This window comes from Agrobacterium tumefaciens (assembly GCF_017726655.1).
Taxonomy (GTDB): Bacteria; Pseudomonadota; Alphaproteobacteria; order Rhizobiales; family Rhizobiaceae; genus Agrobacterium; species Agrobacterium tumefaciens_B.
In genome coordinates this window covers 2,572,812-2,589,270 of the sequence record NZ_CP072308.1, presented here as the reverse complement: position 1 = coordinate 2,589,270, position 16,459 = coordinate 2,572,812, and the positions used below count along the sequence as shown (strand labels likewise).

At 61.3% G+C, this 16,459-nt stretch carries 19 protein-coding genes; 8 read left to right on the top strand and 11 right to left on the bottom strand.

Translation table 11 applies throughout. The features are described 5' to 3' along the window. Positions 1-205: 205 nt before the first annotated feature. A complete protein-coding gene (locus tag AT6N2_RS12655; protein WP_209087235.1) occupies positions 206-1,093 on the top strand; it encodes a DMT family transporter in 888 nt (295 codons plus the stop codon). 92 nt (positions 1,094-1,185) lie between these two features. Here the strand turns inward: AT6N2_RS12655 and AT6N2_RS12650 are convergent, their stop codons facing one another. After that, positions 1,186-1,719 (bottom strand): transglutaminase-like cysteine peptidase, encoded by a 534-nt coding sequence (locus AT6N2_RS12650; RefSeq protein WP_209087233.1) that lies wholly within the window; start codon positions 1,717-1,719, stop codon positions 1,186-1,188. Between the two features lie 677 nt (positions 1,720-2,396). Between AT6N2_RS12650 and AT6N2_RS12645 the strand changes: the two genes are divergently transcribed. Further along, positions 2,397-2,984 carry a transglycosylase SLT domain-containing protein gene (locus tag AT6N2_RS12645; RefSeq protein ID WP_063948203.1) on the top strand — a complete coding sequence of 196 codons (588 nt, stop codon included), beginning with the start codon at positions 2,397-2,399 and terminating at the stop codon, positions 2,982-2,984. Between the two features lie 107 nt (positions 2,985-3,091). Here the strand turns inward: AT6N2_RS12645 and AT6N2_RS12640 are convergent, their stop codons facing one another. The 5 genes from AT6N2_RS12640 to AT6N2_RS12620 form a co-directional block, all read right to left on the bottom strand. Further along, on the bottom strand, positions 3,092-3,706 hold the full coding sequence (locus AT6N2_RS12640; RefSeq protein WP_063948202.1) for an alpha/beta hydrolase: 615 nt from the start codon (positions 3,704-3,706) through the stop codon (positions 3,092-3,094). A 253-nt stretch (positions 3,707-3,959) separates the two neighbouring features. Further along, positions 3,960-4,904, bottom strand: a complete 945-nt coding sequence (locus tag AT6N2_RS12635) for a VOC family protein (protein ID WP_209087231.1) — start codon at positions 4,902-4,904, stop codon at positions 3,960-3,962. 169 nt (positions 4,905-5,073) lie between these two features. Beyond that, positions 5,074-6,150, bottom strand: coding sequence for a siderophore-interacting protein (locus AT6N2_RS12630; protein ID WP_209087229.1), 1,077 nt, complete (start codon positions 6,148-6,150; stop codon positions 5,074-5,076). Positions 6,151-6,357: 207 nt separating this feature from the next. Further along, positions 6,358-7,050 carry a uracil-DNA glycosylase gene (gene ung / locus AT6N2_RS12625; RefSeq protein WP_209087227.1) on the bottom strand — a complete coding sequence of 231 codons (693 nt, stop codon included), beginning with the start codon at positions 7,048-7,050 and terminating at the stop codon, positions 6,358-6,360. A gap of 18 nt (positions 7,051-7,068) precedes the next feature. Further along, positions 7,069-7,464 (bottom strand): VOC family protein, encoded by a 396-nt coding sequence (locus AT6N2_RS12620; RefSeq protein ID WP_063948198.1) that lies wholly within the window; start codon positions 7,462-7,464, stop codon positions 7,069-7,071. 251 nt (positions 7,465-7,715) lie between these two features. On the opposite strand from AT6N2_RS12620, the gene AT6N2_RS12615 reads away from it, so the two are divergent. Continuing rightward, the gene (locus AT6N2_RS12615; RefSeq protein ID WP_063948301.1) at positions 7,716-8,072 is read left to right on the top strand and encodes a YbaN family protein; all 357 of its coding nucleotides are present in this window, start codon (positions 7,716-7,718) and stop codon (positions 8,070-8,072) included. 12 nt (positions 8,073-8,084) lie between these two features. On the opposite strand, the gene AT6N2_RS12610 is transcribed toward AT6N2_RS12615, so the two are convergent. Genes AT6N2_RS12610 through AT6N2_RS12600 form a run of 3 tightly spaced genes read right to left on the bottom strand, consistent with a single transcriptional unit; the run spans position 8,085 to position 10,842 of the window. Then, positions 8,085-8,867, bottom strand: a complete 783-nt coding sequence (locus AT6N2_RS12610; protein WP_209087225.1) for a heme ABC transporter ATP-binding protein — start codon at positions 8,865-8,867, stop codon at positions 8,085-8,087. Beyond that, on the bottom strand, positions 8,864-9,952 hold the full coding sequence (locus tag AT6N2_RS12605) for a FecCD family ABC transporter permease (RefSeq protein ID WP_209087223.1): 1,089 nt from the start codon (positions 9,950-9,952) through the stop codon (positions 8,864-8,866). Before AT6N2_RS12605 ends, AT6N2_RS12610 begins: the two co-directional genes overlap by 4 nt. Next, complete coding sequence (locus tag AT6N2_RS12600) at positions 9,949-10,842, bottom strand: heme/hemin ABC transporter substrate-binding protein (protein WP_063948303.1); 894 nt, start codon at positions 10,840-10,842, stop codon at positions 9,949-9,951. Before AT6N2_RS12600 ends, AT6N2_RS12605 begins: the two co-directional genes overlap by 4 nt. Before the next feature lie 184 nt (positions 10,843-11,026). Between AT6N2_RS12600 and AT6N2_RS12595 the strand changes: the two genes are divergently transcribed. The 5 genes from AT6N2_RS12595 to AT6N2_RS12575 all read left to right on the top strand — a co-directional run bounded on the left by AT6N2_RS12595 (position 11,027) and on the right by AT6N2_RS12575 (position 14,329). Next, positions 11,027-11,374, top strand: coding sequence for an antibiotic biosynthesis monooxygenase family protein (locus AT6N2_RS12595; RefSeq protein WP_063948195.1), 348 nt, complete (start codon positions 11,027-11,029; stop codon positions 11,372-11,374). A gap of 10 nt (positions 11,375-11,384) precedes the next feature. Beyond that, a complete protein-coding gene (hutX, locus tag AT6N2_RS12590; protein ID WP_063948299.1) occupies positions 11,385-11,909 on the top strand; it encodes a heme utilization cystosolic carrier protein HutX in 525 nt (174 codons plus the stop codon). 117 nt (positions 11,910-12,026) lie between these two features. Continuing rightward, entirely contained in the window at positions 12,027-12,803 is a 777-nt protein-coding gene (locus AT6N2_RS12585) for a YbaY family lipoprotein (protein ID WP_063948194.1), read from the top strand. Between the two features lie 206 nt (positions 12,804-13,009). Next, complete coding sequence (purU, locus tag AT6N2_RS12580; RefSeq protein WP_063948193.1) at positions 13,010-13,894, top strand: formyltetrahydrofolate deformylase; 885 nt, start codon at positions 13,010-13,012, stop codon at positions 13,892-13,894. A 96-nt stretch (positions 13,895-13,990) separates the two neighbouring features. Beyond that, positions 13,991-14,329: a hypothetical protein gene (locus tag AT6N2_RS12575; protein ID WP_209087221.1), complete on the top strand. Its 339-nt coding sequence runs from the start codon at positions 13,991-13,993 to the stop codon at positions 14,327-14,329. Positions 14,330-14,373: 44 nt separating this feature from the next. Here AT6N2_RS12575 and AT6N2_RS12570 read toward each other — a convergent pair whose 3' ends face one another. Then, entirely contained in the window at positions 14,374-15,750 is a 1,377-nt protein-coding gene (locus AT6N2_RS12570) for a sensor histidine kinase (RefSeq protein WP_209087219.1), read from the bottom strand. Further along, the gene (locus AT6N2_RS12565) at positions 15,747-16,427 is read right to left on the bottom strand and encodes a response regulator (protein ID WP_063948181.1); all 681 of its coding nucleotides are present in this window, start codon (positions 16,425-16,427) and stop codon (positions 15,747-15,749) included. The genes AT6N2_RS12570 and AT6N2_RS12565 overlap by 4 nt, the downstream gene beginning before the upstream one ends. Between the last annotated feature and the right edge of the window lie 32 nt (positions 16,428-16,459).

Here is a 16,459-nt window from a genome sequence, read left to right as displayed (position 1 = left end):
AACCCGATGGGAAACCCAAACCCGCGAATGTATACTGTGTTGTTTTAAGGAAAGCGACCCTGTTTCTTATGGAGAATTTTGCTTTTTCCGTGACAAGCCGCCGATTTCCCGCATTATCTCGCCCGGCGGAGGACGAAGCGCGGGCACAGGGCCACGCCCGACCTCCCTGTCATTTTCCCGCCCCGTGAAAAAGCGAACCATAAGCGTGCCTTCCAAAGCCTATATCGCCCTCATCATCGCCACGCTCTGCTGGGGCGGCAATACCGTTGCCGGCAAGCTTGCCGTCGGGCACATCAGCCCCATGGCTTTTACCATGCTGCGCTGGGTATTTGCGGTCGCCATCATCTTCGCCATTTCCGTGCCGCAACTCATCCGCGACTGGCCGGTGGTGAGGACGCGCCTGCCCTATTTCTTCGTGCTCGGCACCGTTGGCTATACGGCGTTCAACGTCTTTCTTTACACGGCACTGCAATATACCTCGGCCATCAACGTCGCGGTCATTCAGGCCGGCGTGCCCATGGTCATTTTCGTTCTGAACTTCGTGCTGTTCCGCACGCGGGTGCTGATCGGCCAGATCGTCGGCTTCTGTCTCACCATCGCAGGCGTGGCGCTGCTCGCTTCCCACGGTAATCCGCTTTCGCTGCTGTCGCTGGAAGTCAATGTCGGCGATGCGATCATGCTGCTCGCCGTGCTGGTCTACGCAATCTACACCGTCATCCTGCGCTGGAAGCCCATCGTCGACTGGCGAACGCTGATGGCGATCCCGGCCTTTTTCGCTCTCCTCACCTCCATTCCCCTGGTCTTCTGGGAAATGTCTCGCGACACACTGATCTGGCCGGATCAGACCGGCTGGATGCTGGTGACCTATGCGGGCATTTTCGCCTCGCTCATCGCCCAGATCCTCTACATCAGGGGCGTGGAGCAAATCGGCGCCAACCGGGCTGGCCTTTTCATCAATCTCGTGCCGGTTTTCGGCACATTGCTGTCCGTGGTCGTGCTCAGCGAGACCCTGCATGGCTACCAGATCGTGGCATTGATGCTGGCGCTCGCCGGTATCGCCGTTGCCGAACGAAAAAAATCGCCGGCTTCCTGAACCAACAGGGATCAGGAAAACCGGCGCAGTCTGGCAGGCATGAATGGGTAAGCATCGGATCGAACGATATTTCCGATGCTGAAGTCTAATCCTTAGAGCGCGTTTTCCCGGCTCTCAGGAGAAACGATGGTGTTGCCGAGAACAACGTCGCCTTTATCGGTGGTGACGATAAGCACCTTTTCGAGCGATCCGTCATTGTTCAGTGAAAAGGCGACGCGCAGCGCATTGGACGACCAGCCAGCACCGGCAAGAGCCGTGCGCTTGATCGCGGCGCAGTCACCGCAATCGCCCAGGCTTACCGATGGCGTTGCCGGAACATCACTTGCGAAATCGGAGAAATAATCATCGAGCGCATCCATGGTGGCGTTCACATCGCGGTTGACGCGCAGCAGTTCTTCACGGCGCTCAACCGTCAGCGGGGCAGACATCCTGCCAACACACTGGCCAGCGGCAAGAACACAGCCATCGAAACCATCCCGAGGGGAAAGACCGATCTGCGTCACCGCAGACTTCTCGACGGCGGCAAATCCACGCGCAAAACCGGCAGCACCCGCCGCGTCGGCATGGTTGGACATGGAAGCAATGGCAATTCCGCAGATGGCGGCAGCAATAATCTTCTTCAGCATTTCATACCCCGTTTGCGATCCGCCGGCTTTTGCCGGTCTCGATGTCGTTCTTTCGGAGCACCTCGTTCAAAGGCCGCTCCCTGTCTGTGATCCCACAATGGCACAGCACTGTTTTCAGCCGCTTTAAGCGGATTGCTACAATTTTATCGGTTTTCATTTTTGGACAGCGAGGCCCACTCGCGGACATGCGCCCATATCGCCGCCGCGAAAGTTGCGGCAACGTCGGAGGGATATAAAAGGGCCGCATCGCTGCGGGGCATGGATTGGTATTGGAGGGTTGCAGACGATGCGGCCCGGCTCCGATATTTTTAACCTGTAACGCACCCGCCAAACCGGTTCCTGTTTGGAAGGAGGTCACATGCCGGCCGCCTCAACCGTGACATCGGGAAACTCCCCGGTCTCGGCCGCCTGCCCCGCCCATCTCGCGCCGCGCGCACGTTTGATGACCGGTATGGAGACAAGCCTACCGCACCGGATGACAGCGGGGATGTGCGGGGAAGAAAAAAGTCGAAAAATGGCAGGAAGCGACGATGCGCGTCCGGTTTCGCCCCATCCCGGCCACAGGAATTTTCAGGGTATTAACGACCGTCCGATCGGCCGCATTTGAATTAACCTTGTCTTAAAACCCGACGTTAATGGTTAGCAATTTAAGAATAACGGAACGAAAGGGTTCCGTTATGCGTGGCGTATTTGCCGTTGTTTTCCTGATGCTGCTCGTCCTGGCCGGTTGCGCCACCGCACCGTCGCAGGTTACCAATGCCTGTGCGATTTTCGAGCAGCGCAACGGCATCTTCAACAACTGGCGGCGCGACGCGAAAGCGGCCGAGCGGGAATTCGGCGTGCCCGTGCCTGTCATGATGGCGACGATCTACACTGAATCCGCCTTCCGCCCCTATGCACGACCGCCGCGCACCAAGCTTCTCGGTTTCATTCCCTGGAAACGCCAGTCCACCGCTTACGGATATGCGCAGGCGCTTGACGGCACATGGAGCGTTTATCAGCGCGAAACAGGCCGCTGGTCGGCAAGCCGCACCGATTTCACCGATGCGATCCATTTCGTCGGCTGGTACCACGCCAAGAGCCGGCGCGAAAACGGCATTGCGCTGAACGACCCCTATAATCTCTATCTCGCTTATTATTCCGGTCATGCCGGTTACGCGAAGGGTAGCTGGCGCAACAATGCCGCAATCCAGCGAGCCGCCCGCCGCTCGGCCAACATGGCGCTGCGTTATGAGGCGCAGCTGCAGCAATGCGGATATCGCTGAGGCGGCGGCCCAGCACGATCAAGTCCCCGATCGAAAAAGACTCCTTTCACGGCGCAGACGCGCCGTGGCTAGAGGCCGGATCAGATCCGGCATGACGGGGTTGTCACCTATTCCCCATAGCTCGCCAGAAAACCCCTGACCGCTTCAATCTCACCGGAGCGGATTTCATGCCCGCCCGGGTGCCACACGGTTTCCACCGTCCCGCCTTGCGCCTTCAGGCTCTCCTCCAGCGCCCGGGTCAGCGGCACCGGGCAGATCGGATCGCGCTCGCCCGCGGTGATCAGCACGCGGCGGGTGGACTTGGCCGGGAGGATCTTCGGCTCGAACGGGATGAGCGGATGCATCAGCACCGCCGCATCGAAAAGCTCCGGCTGCTCTATCAGCACATTGGCGAGAATATTTGCGCCGTTGGAAAAACCGAGGCCGATCACCGGTCCGGCCTGATAATGCTCGCGGTTCGCCTTGACGAAATCGGCAAGCTTTTCGGTCGCACGCTCAAGATCGGCCATGTCATAAACGCCTTCGCCGGTGCGCCGGAAGAACCGCGCTGCGCCATGCTCGGAGACATCGCCGACGGGTGAGAGAATGGTTGCCCGCGGCAGGAGGCCCGAGCCGAAATCGAAAAACTGGTTCTCATCGCCGCCGGTGCCGTGCAGCAGGACGAAGAGCGGCGCACCGGGCGCGCCGGCGCGGGATTTGTGGAAATAGCTGTCCTTGGACATGGGAGAATCCTTTCTCGAAGGAGGAAGTTCAGAGATGCCGCTCGGCTTTTTCAGCAGAGGGAAATCACATGTGGAGCGAGAGATTTCAGCTTGTCGCCTTCTCCCCGAGGGGGAGAAGGTCGCGGCAGCGGGATGAGGGTGCAAGGGTAGCGAGATACGGCAACGTTGCCCCCTCATCCGACCCTTCGGGCCACCTTCTCCCCCTCGGGGAGAAGAACACCGAGGCAATGTCGTGCCAGAGGCTATCGAGGGATTAAACCGCCTTCTCGTCACCCAGCGGTTCCAGCTGCTTTTCCAGCGCGGCACGCAGATGCGCATGCTGGGTAGGCAACTTCAGCGCCTCGCCGAGATGGGCGGTATCCTCGTCGCGGTCGAAACCGGGTTCGTTGGTGGCCACCTCGAACAACACGCCGCCTGGTGTGCGGAAGTAGATCGCCCAGAAGTAGTCGCGGTCTATGACGGGGGTTACCTGGTAACCCGTATCCATCAGCTCCTTGCGCACCTCCAGCTGCTTTTCGCGGTTTTCGACCGCAAACGCGATGTGGTGCACGGAACCGGCACCGAGCCTTGCACCCGATATGTTCGGCATTGTTTCGATATCGATGACATCGGCGCCGTTACCGCTGGGCATACCGAGACGCAGCACGCCGTCCTGACGATCCACTTCCTCGTAACCCATGAATTTCAACAATTCGGCGGTCGCGCCCTCGTCGCGAAGCCGCAGCGAAGCACCCTGAAAACCGTGGATCGCCTGATCTTCGCCGACACCATTGCCGGTCCATTGGGCGCGGGCATCATCCCTGACCTCGACCAGCGCAAAACCGTCGCCGTCTGGCCCGGCGAAATGCAGGCGCTTGTTGCCGAAAGCTTCGTCCGATTTCAGACCATCGACGCCGGCCCTGGAAAGACGGTCCTGCCAGTAACCGAGCGACCCTTCCGGCACCGAAAACAGCGTCGTCCCCACCTCCCCGGTGCCGGGGCGGCCGCGGGCAATATGCGGGAACGGGAAATAGGTCATGACGGAGCCGGGCGTGCCGACTTCATCGCCATAATAGAGATGATAGACATCGGGCGCGTCAAAATTCACCGTCTTCTTCACCCGGCGCAGGCCGAGCGTATCGGTGAAAAAACCGTTGTTCTGGCGCGCGCTTGCCGCCATTGACGTGACGTGGTGCAGACCCTTGATCTGGTTGAGCATGATGAAACCCCTTTTCGCCGGCAGGCCTCGCAATCGGGCCAGCCCTGTTCATGGCGTTAAGATGGGGTAAGAGCCGCCTCCGGCATAGAGTGGACGGCAGGAACGGATTGTTTCCGATCGGTGAACAATAAAATGGACTGTTCAACCGGTGAGGTGGGCCAGCGAAATCTCAGTGGTCGTCGGCAGCGCCCATGGTCCAGTAACCCACGGCCCGCAGGGACGCCTTCGGGAAACCGATTTCGTCGGTCAGGAAAGATTTTACCGCTCTCGCCTCGGATTTTTCGCAGGCGGCAAAGACATGCAGGCCATCGTGGTTCGCACTCCATGCATGCTGGCGCAGCGCCTTTTCGATGAGCCCGGAGGTGCCGGCAGGCTTGCCGCGACGATAGAGCCATGTCCATTCGACATCTGCCGCGCAGACCACCTCCTGCCGCTCGGCCTCATTGTCTATTTCCGCGTAGACGCTAAGCTTTTTGCCGGCAGGCATTTCGGTTGCCATGCGCAGCATCACCGGCAGCGCGGTTTCATCCCCGGCAAAAACGTAACGCTCGGCTGGCGGGCAGACGCCGCTCGGGCCGACGATGCCGACGATATCGCGGGGTTTTGCCGTCGCGCCGAAGGTTGCGCCGGGCATGTCTTCGCCCTCATGCATCACGAAATCGATATTGACTTCGCCGCGGGCGATATCGCCGGACCGGATGGTATAGACACGCCGTGTGAGAAGATCGTCACCCTGTGGCCAGATGATCGCGCCGGTGGGGGCAAGATAGGGCCAGACCGGCGCACGCGCCTGATCCGGCACCAGCAGCAGGCGCACATGCATGCCGCCGGTCAGCAACCTTTCGATACCAGTTTCGACCGACACGACCAGCCGGCGCATATGCGGCGTGAGATTATAGGCACGCGCGACCTTGCCGACGAAAAGATTGGGCAGTTCGCGCTGTTCGGCGCCATGGCCGCTCCAGCGGAAATCCAGCCCCGTTTCGCCGGAAAACTCCGCAATATGCTCGGCCACCATGGCCTTGACCGACGTCAGGATATGTTCGGAAACGCAGTTTACCCGCGCGGCAAAACGGCCACCTTCGGCGCTGAAGCTGCCATGGCCATATTCCGTCTTGAACCGAACCGTCGCCCCCTCGCGCTCCATTTCCATATGTTCGGAAAAATGGTCCTCAAAGGCATCGACGATCGACAATGGATCGGGCAGCGAGACGGAGGTTTCGGCAGACAGCAGCGGCACGGGCATAATCCTTCACTTTGTAGTCTAGTATTCTTTAGACCGGAGGCTGCCGCGCGTAAAGACATTTCGGTTCTGAATCCCGTCATGCCGGACCTGATCCGGCATCCAGCCAGCCCAAGTCTTTGGGCTGAAAGGGCTTTTCTTGCCGCGCAGACGCGCGCCGGCTGGATTCCGGCTCAAGGCCGGAATGACGGAAATATATGCAGGGATGGCTTACACGGTTTCCGGCAATTGCCAGTTAACCGGATCCCGCCCGTGGGAGATGAGGAAGGCATTTGCCTTCGAAAAATGGCCGTTGCCGAAAAAGCCGTTATGGGCCGAAAGCGGCGACGGGTGCGGGGAGCGCAGCACGAGATGTTTGCGCTGGTTCACGAAGGCGGCCTTCTTCTGGGCATAGGAGCCCCACAGCAGGAAGACCACATGCTCGCACTCGTCGTTGACGGCGCGGATGACGGCGTCGGTGAATTTTTCCCAGCCCTGCCCCTGATGCGAGGCGGCGCGGGCCTCCTCCACCGTCAGCACGCTGTTGAGCAAAAGCACGCCCTGTTTCGCCCAGCTTTCCAGAAAGCCGTGGCCGACCGGGCGAATGCCGAGATCGCTCTGCAGCTCCTTGTAGATATTGACGAGCGAGGGCGGAATGCGCACGCCGGGCTGGACGGAAAAGCACAGCCCGTGCGCCTGACCCGCACCATGATAGGGGTCCTGCCCCAGAATGACGACCTTGACCTCATCGAGCGGCGTCAGATCGAGAGCGCGGAAATAATCCGCGCCCTTCGGAAAGATGCGCTTGCCGGCTGTCTTTTCGGCAAGCAGGAACTCTTTCAGCTTCAGCATGTAGGGGCTGGCGAATTCGCCGGAAAGAACGCGCTTCCAGCTGTCTTCGAGTTTCACGCCTGCCTCTCCCATGCCCGCCTCCATCAGAGCTTATTTGAACCGGTTGCCGCGCTGCAGCACTTCGATCTTGTAACCATCGGGATCGCAGATGAAAAAGTATTTTGCAAAAGGCTGACCCTTATAATCCGCTTCGATGATCTTGCCCGGAGAAAGACCCATGTCGATGAAACGCTGGTGTTCGGCCTCCACATCGGCAACGCTGACGGCAAGGTGTCCATAACCGTCGCCCAGCGCATAGGGCACCTCGCGGCCGCGATTGACAGTCAGCTCCAGCTCGAAATCGCTCTCGGTATTGCTGAGATAGATGAGCGTGAAATTCTCGAACTCGGCGCGTTCTGCAATCTCGAGTCCGAAAGCCTGTCTGTAAAATTCCACCGAACGCTTCTCGTCCAGCACCCGGACCATCGAGTGGATCAGCTTGGCCATGGTGTTATCCTTCTTCTTCCTGTTGACGGCCCGGTTATGCTCCGGGCATCGCGGCCCATGGGAATAAGGACTGAGCGCGGCGCTTTCAACCCTAAAGGCGCCCGCCGACAAGGTGGAACGACCCGTTCACGGTAAATGTGATGGCGAAAGCCCCGGTTTCTCCGCTGTGGCCAAAGATGTGGCGTGGGCTTGGTATCGATTTGGCGTCATCACCCTATCCTGACTGGCGAACTCATGATACCGGCTTGGACATGCGCCTTTTATACCTCTGTCTTGGCTGGCTTATGGTCGCGACCGGCATTGTCGGCGCGTTCCTTCCCGTTCTGCCGACCACGCCATTCCTGCTTCTGGCGCTGTGGTGTTTTTCCCGCTCTTCGCCAAAGCTCGAGGCGTGGCTTCTTGCCCATCCAAGGTTCGGTCCTTCGCTTCGCCGATGGCGCGAGCGTGGCGCAATTGCCCGCAAGGCCAAGCTCGCGGCACTTTCCGCCATGACGGTCAGTTATGCCGCCTTTTGGTTCCTCAGCGAGCCGCCGCCGCTGCGCGCGACCATCGTCGCCGCCGTCATGCTTGGCTCCGCGCTTTTCATCGCCACACGCCCGGAAAGCTGAAGACAGCCTCTGCTAGCGATTCCGTGACTGCGGCAGCACATAGGGGATATGCCGCGCCGGAAGGCGACCGACAACGCCGCCGATGCCATAAACCCGGGCGATCGTCTCATCGCTGATCGTTTCCAGCGAAGGCCCGATTGCCGTCACCCGACCGCCATGCATGACGATAAGCTGATCGGCAAATTCCGCCGCAAGATTGAGGTCGTGGAGGATGGCAAGCACGAGACCGCCGCCGCCTGCAAAATCGCGCGCCGTTTCCAGCACGGAAATCTGATGGCCGATATCGAGGCTGGCCGTCGGCTCGTCGAGGAACAGTGCCCGCGCCTCGCCATTATCCACGGGGTTCGGCACCTGTGCCAGCGCCCGGGCAAACTGCACCCGCTGCTGTTCTCCGCCGGAGAGCATGTTGTAGGAGCGCTGCTCGAAACCCCGCAGCCCGGCCTTGGCGAGCGCGCGGCGGGCCTGCTCTTCCGGCGCGCGGGACCCCTGTGCGACAGCTCCCATCCGCACGATCTCAAGCGCAGTGAAGGGAAAGGCAAGCTGGGTATTCTGGGGCAGCACGGCTCGCAGGCGGGCGAGCTGGACCGGCGTGAAGACGGAGAGCTCGACATTATTATACGTCACCGACCCGGTCTCGGAACGCATTTCGCCCGAAAGCACCTTCATCAGCGTGGATTTGCCAGCACCGTTCGGACCGATGACGACATTGACCTTGCCGGGTTCCAGATCGACGCTGACTTCATCGAGCAGACGGCGGCCGGAGCGGATGAGGGTGAGGTTTTGAGCCCGGATCATGGCGTATTCCGCATGGAAAAGCCACCGCGTCCGAGCAGCAGGAACAGAAAGACCGGCGCACCGATGAGCGCCGTGACAACCCCGATGGGCAGTTCCGCCGGTGCGGCCACCGTGCGGGCGAAACTGTCGGCCAGAAGCAGCAGTGCCGCGCCACCCAGCGCCGAGGCCGGCAGCAGGAAACGGTGCGACGGACCGATGGCGAGACGAAGCAGATGCGGCACGAGGATGCCGACAAAACCGATGGAACCGGCCGCCGCCACGCTCGCCCCGCAGGCGGCGGCGACAGCGAGAATGACGATCCGTTTCAGCCGCTGCACCGGAATGCCCATGTGAAAGGCGGCGGCATCGCCAAGGATCAGCGCATCCAGCCCGCGTGCGACGAAGGGAATGATAGCAAGCACGACGATGATGAAAGGCAGGGTGGCGAGCACCTTGGCTGGCGTCGCCCCACCGAGCGAACCGAGCGACCAGAAGGTGATGTCGCGCAGCGCGCGATCATCGGCCACGAAGATCATCAGTCCGGTCAGTGCGCCGCTGATGGCGGCCACGGCAATGCCAGCCAGAATGAGCGTGGTGGTGGAGGTCGCGCCGTCCTTGGTGGCGATCACGTAGAGCACCCAAGTGTTCAGGAGCCCGCCGAAGAATGCCATGATCGGCAGGAAATGCGGGCCGAAAAACACGGCAACCGTGGCAAGCGCGCCTTCCCCCAGCGAAATCGCCGCAACAGCAAACAGCGCCGCACCCGATGTGACGCCGACAATGCCGGGATCGGCCAGCGGATTGCGAAACAGACCCTGCATCATCGCACCGGAGACGCCAAGTCCCGCGCCGATCAACATGCCAAGCGCCGTCCGTGGCAGGCGCACCGCCTCAAGAATGACCCGGTCGCGCTGATCGAGCTGATCAGCACCGCCGGAGAGGTAGGCAAGGAGTTCGGAGGCGCCGACACCCGTGGGACCGCTGATGAGCGACACCCCGCAGGCAAACAGCAGGATGCCGACAAGCAGGACAAGTGTCATCGCACCCTGACGGGACCTGTCGCCCGCAACCCGTTCATCGGCCGAACTCAAGAGTGCAAGGCTCACGGCTTCACCACATCAGGATAAAGTTTCGCTGCCAGTTCGCGGCCGGCGGCTGGGGTGCGCGGGCCGAAACCGATGAGATATAGCCCGTCCATGCTGATGAGAGCCTTGCTGGCGGCGGCCGGCGTGGACTGGAAGGCGGGCAGCGCGAAAATCTCATCTGCCTTGCCGGCATGATCGCCCCGCGCCATGGTCAGCACGACATCGGGTGCCGCGGCGATGACAGCTTCATCCGTCAGCGGCTTGTAACCGTTGATCTCCTCAGCCGCATTGATGCCGCCGGCCATTTCGATGATCGCAGCCGCCTCGGTATCCTTGCCCGCCGCCATGATGCGTCCACCTGCGGTGGACAGCACGAAGAGAACGCGCTTTCTGCCCTTTTCCGGCACAGCGGCGACATCCTTGGCGAGAGCATCGAGCCCGGCCCTGGTTTCGGCGGCCAGCGCGCCGGCCTTGTCGGAAAGACCGACGGCCGCACCGACATCCTCGATTTTCTTCGGGATCGCGTCTCCGCTCGGTGGTGTATCGACGGTGACGAAAGGCACCGCGCTTGCCTTCAGGATCGCGATGACATCGGCCGGTCCGGCGCCATCCTCGGAAAGAATGAGATCTGGTTTCTGCGACAGGATGCCTTCCGATGAGAGCGCCCTCATATAACCTATGTCGGGCTTTGTCAGTGCGTCGGCCGGATAGCTGCTCGTGCTGTCGCGCGCCACGATGCGGTCCTGCGCGCCGAGCGCGTAAAGGATTTCGGTCACGGTCCCACCCACCGCAACGATCCGTTTGGCTTGCGGATTGCCCTTGTCGGACGCCATGGAAGCCGGCGCGGTAAAGGCGATTGCAGCTGGCACGAGGGCGGCGAAAACAACGGAACGAAGGCGGAAATTCATCATGACGTCATCCTGAAACGCGACCGGCGCCATTGCCCGGCGCCATTAATCTTGAGTTCTTTACACATGTTTATCCACTTCGCAATCCGTAAGTGGAGTATTTTTGTTTGCTTTAATACGAACCTCTTCCCAAGCCGGTTTTCGCTCGATATCCTGACTGAAACAGGAAACTTAAAAGGAGACTCTGATGTTTATCGCCATGAACCGCTTTCGCGTCGTGCCGGGTTATGAAGAAACCTTCGAATCCATCTGGCGCGAGCGCAAATCGCATCTGAGCGAATTGCCGGGCTATATCGAATTCCACATGCTGAAGGGCCCGAAAGCGGACGACCACACGCTTTATGCCTCGCACACGGTCTGGGCCACCAAGGAGGATTTCCTTGCCTGGACGAAATCCGAACAGTTCCGCGCCGCCCATGCCAAGGCTGGCGAGAACCGCGGCAAGGTGGAATATCTCTCCGGCCCGCACTTCGAAGGTTTCGACGTCATCATCCATGAAGACAAGAATGGCGAACGCCATTCGATTGCCGCCTGAGGCCGACCGGATGAGCATTGCAGCCCAGAAGACCGGTGACGACAGGCAGGCCCGCGCCGCCGCCGCGCTCGCCGAAAAGCCTGACGGTATCGTCGAGGCCATCGCCGCCAAGGCAGAGGTGACGCCGGCCGAAATTCTGGCGATCCTGCCCGAAGGTGCCGCCGTTTCCACGCCGGCCGACCGGTTCGACGCGATCTGGAACGAAATGCGCGGCTGGGGCGAAGTCCTGATGATCGTGCAGACCGGCGATATCGTGCTCGAAGTGCCGGGCCATCTGCCGGAAGGCACGGAAAGCCACGGCTGGTTCAACATTCACGGCGACAGCCCCATCGGCGGTCATATCAAGAAGGACAATTGCGCCGGCATCACCTTCGTCGACCGCGGTTTCCACGGCCGCCGCTCCTGCTCCGTCTGGTTCATGAACGCCGCCGGCGGCGCCATGTTCAAGATCTTCGTCCGCCGCGACGAGAACAAGGAACTGCTTGCCGGGCAACTGGCAAAGTTCGAAGAGCTGCGGAACCGATTCCACGGCTGAACGCTGAGGGAGGCTACCCGGCCTCTCTCACCCTCACCAAGTCAGTTCATCGCCCGTTCAGTGCCGTTTTCTATCATCCGTTCAAATTCTAACGGACCCAGCACGGAGCAAAGCATCATGACCGACAACCAGCCCCTTTTTTCGCGCCGCAGTTTCGCCGGTCTCCTTGCGCTCGCCCCGCTTTTTGCAGCTGAAGGCGCGGCGGCCGCACCGGCGAGCCTGCGTGGCAGCGTTTCCTATCGCGAACGCATCGCCCTGCCGCCCGGCGCAACCGTCACCGTTCGCCTCATCGATGTGTCGCTGGCGGATGCGCCGTCGCAGACGATTGCCGAAACCACCATCCGACCGCGCGGCCAGGTGCCGGTGCCCTTCGTGCTGCGGTATGACGACCGCGACATCAGGGGCCGCCGCTCCTATGCGCTGAGCGCCGAAATCCGCGACCGCGACCGGCTGCTTTTCACCACCACCCGCCGTTATTCCGTTCTGACCGGCGGCCGCGACGATACCGACCTCGTGCTGGAGCGCGTTGGTGCTGGTCCGGGCAGGCCGGAGCCGGAAGCGGGTATCGACGGGCGCTGGCTGGTGCAGGAAATCCGCGGCGAGCGGGTTCGTGGCCGCCGTGAGGCAACGCTCGAAATCTCCCGCGAGGGCCGCGTGTCTGCCAATGTCGGTTGCAACGGCATCGGCGGCGAGGTCAAGATCAGCCGCAACCGCGTCGATTTCGGCCGGATGATTTCGACCCAGATGGCCTGCGCACCTGATATCATGCGTCAGGAACGGCAGTTCATCGAAGCGCTGGAAGGTGCGCGGTCCTTCAGGCTGGAGCCGCGTCGGGGCGTGCTCGAGTTAATCGATGGCCGTGGCCGCCCCGCCATGCGCCTTCGCCGCGCCTGACCGCAAGCGCTCTGCCGACAATTTACACGCGCCGCCGTGCTGGCCATGGAACATTCCATGTCGTTTCCGGCACGGCGCGCGGCCCTTTCCCGCCCTAAGACTTTGGCGACGTCACCTTGGCGCTTTGCTCCGTCGCCAAGCTGCGTTATGCAACACGTCGAACTGCGCCGGGTCGATGCCGGCGCGCCGTTTTTGAGGGAAAACGCATGACATCCTATGTTCTGACCGTAGCCTGCCAATCGACCCGCGGCATCGTCGCCGCGATTTCCGGTTATCTGGCGGAAAAAGGGTGTAACATCGTCGACAGCTCGCAGTTCGACGACCTCGAGACCGGCAAGTTCTTCATGCGCGTTTCCTTCATTTCCGAAGAAGGCGCGTCTCTTGCGGCCATCACCGAAGGCTTTCAGCCGGTGGCGCAGAAATTCGGCATGGAAGCGGATATCTACCCGGATGGCCAGCGCATGAAGACGCTGCTGATGGTGTCGCGCTTTGGCCACTGCCTTAACGACCTGCTCTATCGCTGGAAAATCGGCGCGCTGCCGATCGACATCGTCGGTGTCGTCTCTAACCACTTCGATTACCAGAAGGTCGTCGTCAACCACGACATTCCCTTCCACCACATCAAGGTGACCAAGGAAAACAAGCCGAAGGCCGAAGCCCAGCTGATGGAGCTGGTCGAGACGACGGGTACCGAACTCGTCGTGCTGGCCCGTTACATGCAGGTCCTTTCCGACGACCTGTGCCGCAAGATGTCCGGCAAGATCATCAATATCCACCATTCCTTCCTGCCGAGCTTCAAGGGTGCAAACCCCTACAAGCAAGCCTATGAGCGTGGCGTGAAGCTGATCGGCGCAACGGCGCATTACGTCACCGCCGATCTCGACGAAGGCCCGATCATCGAACAGGACACGGTACGCATCACCCACGCGCAATCGGCCGATGACTATGTCTCGCTTGGCCGCGACGTGGAAAGCCAGGTGCTGGCCCGCGCCATCCACGCCCATATCCACCACCGCACCTTCATCAACGGCAACCGCACCGTCGTCTTCCCGCCAAGCCCGGGAAGCTATGCTTCCGAGCGGATGGGATGAGGCAGAAGAAACCACGCGGAATTATTTTCACCGGCCGGCAACCGAGCATCTCCAGTGACCGTTTCTTCGCTGTAGCCTAACAGCGAGGTCTCTCACATGAAAAAACTAGTCATTGCCGGCGCGGCGTTGCTCATCGCCGCCGGGTCCAGTTTCGCCCAGCAGCCGCCCCCACCGCCGCCGGGACCGGCAGATGCCGGCCCGAGCGTCGATGCGCCACCCCCGCCACCGCCGCCGCCCGGCCCTGGCGGTCCGAGAGAAGCAGGCTGGCGTGATGGCCCGCATGGCAAGAGAATGCCGCCGCCACCGCCCTCCAAGGCCGCGCATTTCAGGATTGAAGACGGCGAGCGCAAGATCGACGTCAAATGTGCCGATGACGAGCAGATGAAGGCCTGCGCCGACATCATGATGCAGATCATCGACAAGATGAATGAATAGGGCTATCCAGCCTAGTCCCAAGGAGGCGGTACAGCCGTGCCGCCTCAGCCGAATTCCACCCGCGCCCTTAAGCCACGCCCGCCAGCGCCATCCTCCAGGGCCAGCCGCCCGCCGAACAGCCCGGCTATTTCCTCGATGATGGCAAGTCCGAGGCCCGCATCCGGCGCCGCGTTTTCCTGCCCGCGTGCGAAGCGCTGGCGAACGATGGCGCGATTTTCGAGCGGGATGCCTGGGCCATTGTCTTCAACCTCCAGCCAGACAATCGCTTGCTCGCGGCCAACGCGCACGGTGACTTCCGCGCCGCGCCCGGCATAGTTGATGGCATTGGAAACGAGATTACCTATCAGTTCACCGATGAGGAGCGGTTCGGCGAGAATTGTCACCTCGCCCTCGCCTTCGAAACCGAGATCGATACCCGCCTCAGCGGCGCGCGGTACGAAATCCGCCGTCACGTTCTGCGCCACAGCCACGAGGTCTATCGCGGAAAAATCATGTTTCTCGCTGGAGCCCGCGGCATCGATATTGGCCATGCGCAGAAGCTGGGCGAGGATGTGTTCCGCATGCGCCACCGAAGCGCCGCCCTTCAGCGCCGCCGCCTGCGCTTCCTCAAGGCTCGTTGCGCGGGCGGAAAGCGCAAGCTGGGTGCTGATGATGGCGAGCGGCGTGCGCAGCTGGTGGCTGGCATTGCCGGTGAAATGCCGGAGCGCATCCAGCGCCGATTGCAGCCGCACCATGAAGGAATTGACCGTCTCCACCAGGTTCTCCACCTCGACAGGCACGGATTGGCGGATGGGGTGCAGATCGTTCGGGCTGCGCTCGGCAATGGCTTCGCTCAGCCGGTAAAGCGGCCTGAGCGAAATCGTCACCGCGATCCAGACGATGATCGCCGCCCCGAGGATCATGAACAGCAGCCGCAGCGCCGAGCGAAGGATGATCGCCTGCGCCAGCTGGCTGCGAGCGATGGTGGTTTCGGCAACCGTTACGGAAAAGGGAACGGAATTGATGCCCGTCGACGCGAAGCGCCTGATGGCAGCGACCCGGATCGGCTCATCGCGAAACACCGCATCGCGATAGGCGGGGGTATCGCCGTTTTTGTTTTCGACCGTCGGCAGGTTCTGGTAACCGGTGAGGAATTGTCCGTTGGGTCCATCGACCCGGTAGAACACCCGGTCCTGCGCCGCCGATGTCAGCATTTCCAGCGCGACATAAGGGATATCCACCTCAAGCGACCCGTCCTCGGCCACCACCACCCGCTCGGCAATGGCAAGCGCCGAACCTGACAGCACCCGGTCTGAAACCACATTGGCGGTGTTTACCGCCTCGCGCCAGGTGTCGGTCAGCGCCACGCAGCCGATGATGGCAGTGGAGATGAGGAGCCAGCCTAGAAGTCGCCGCCTGAGCGAATAGGCGGCCTTGATCATTCCGCCATCTCCGGCAGTTTTTCGAGATAATAACCGATGCCGCGCGCCGTCTTCACCGTCAGCCCGTGGGGCGCAAGCCGCTTGCGCAGGCGGCTGACATATTGCTCGATGGCATTGGCGGAAATATCGTCGTCGAAGCCGGTCAGCGACTGCACGATCGCTTCCTTGGCGACCACCTTGCCGGCCCGCATGAACAGCACCTCCAGCAACGCCACTTCACGGGCCGGAATATCGAGCGGGCGATCATCCGCCGAAAATGTGCGCGACGTCAGGTCGAACAGCACCTTGCCGAAACTGAGGACCGACGACCGAAGCCCGGCGTTGCGGCGCAGGAGAACACGCACGCGGGCCTCGAATTCGGCAACGTCGAAAGGCTTGATCATATAGTCGTCAGCGCCGAGATCGAGCCCCTTGACCTTTTCTTCCGGCGTTCCGCGCGCCGTCAGGATCAGCACGGCCGCCTTGTCCTGACGCGACCGCATGGAGCGCAGCACCTCGATGCCGTCCATTTCCGGCAGGTTGAGATCGAGAATGACGAGATCAAAACTTTCCGCCGCAATCGCGGCATCGGCGGAAGCGCCGTCGGATACCACATCCACCGCATAACCGCTGCCGCGCAGCAGCGCCGACAGCCCCTCCGACAGCACCTGATTGTCCTCGACCAGCAAAATACGCAAATCTTCCTCCCGCAGCATTGCCGAGTTTAACC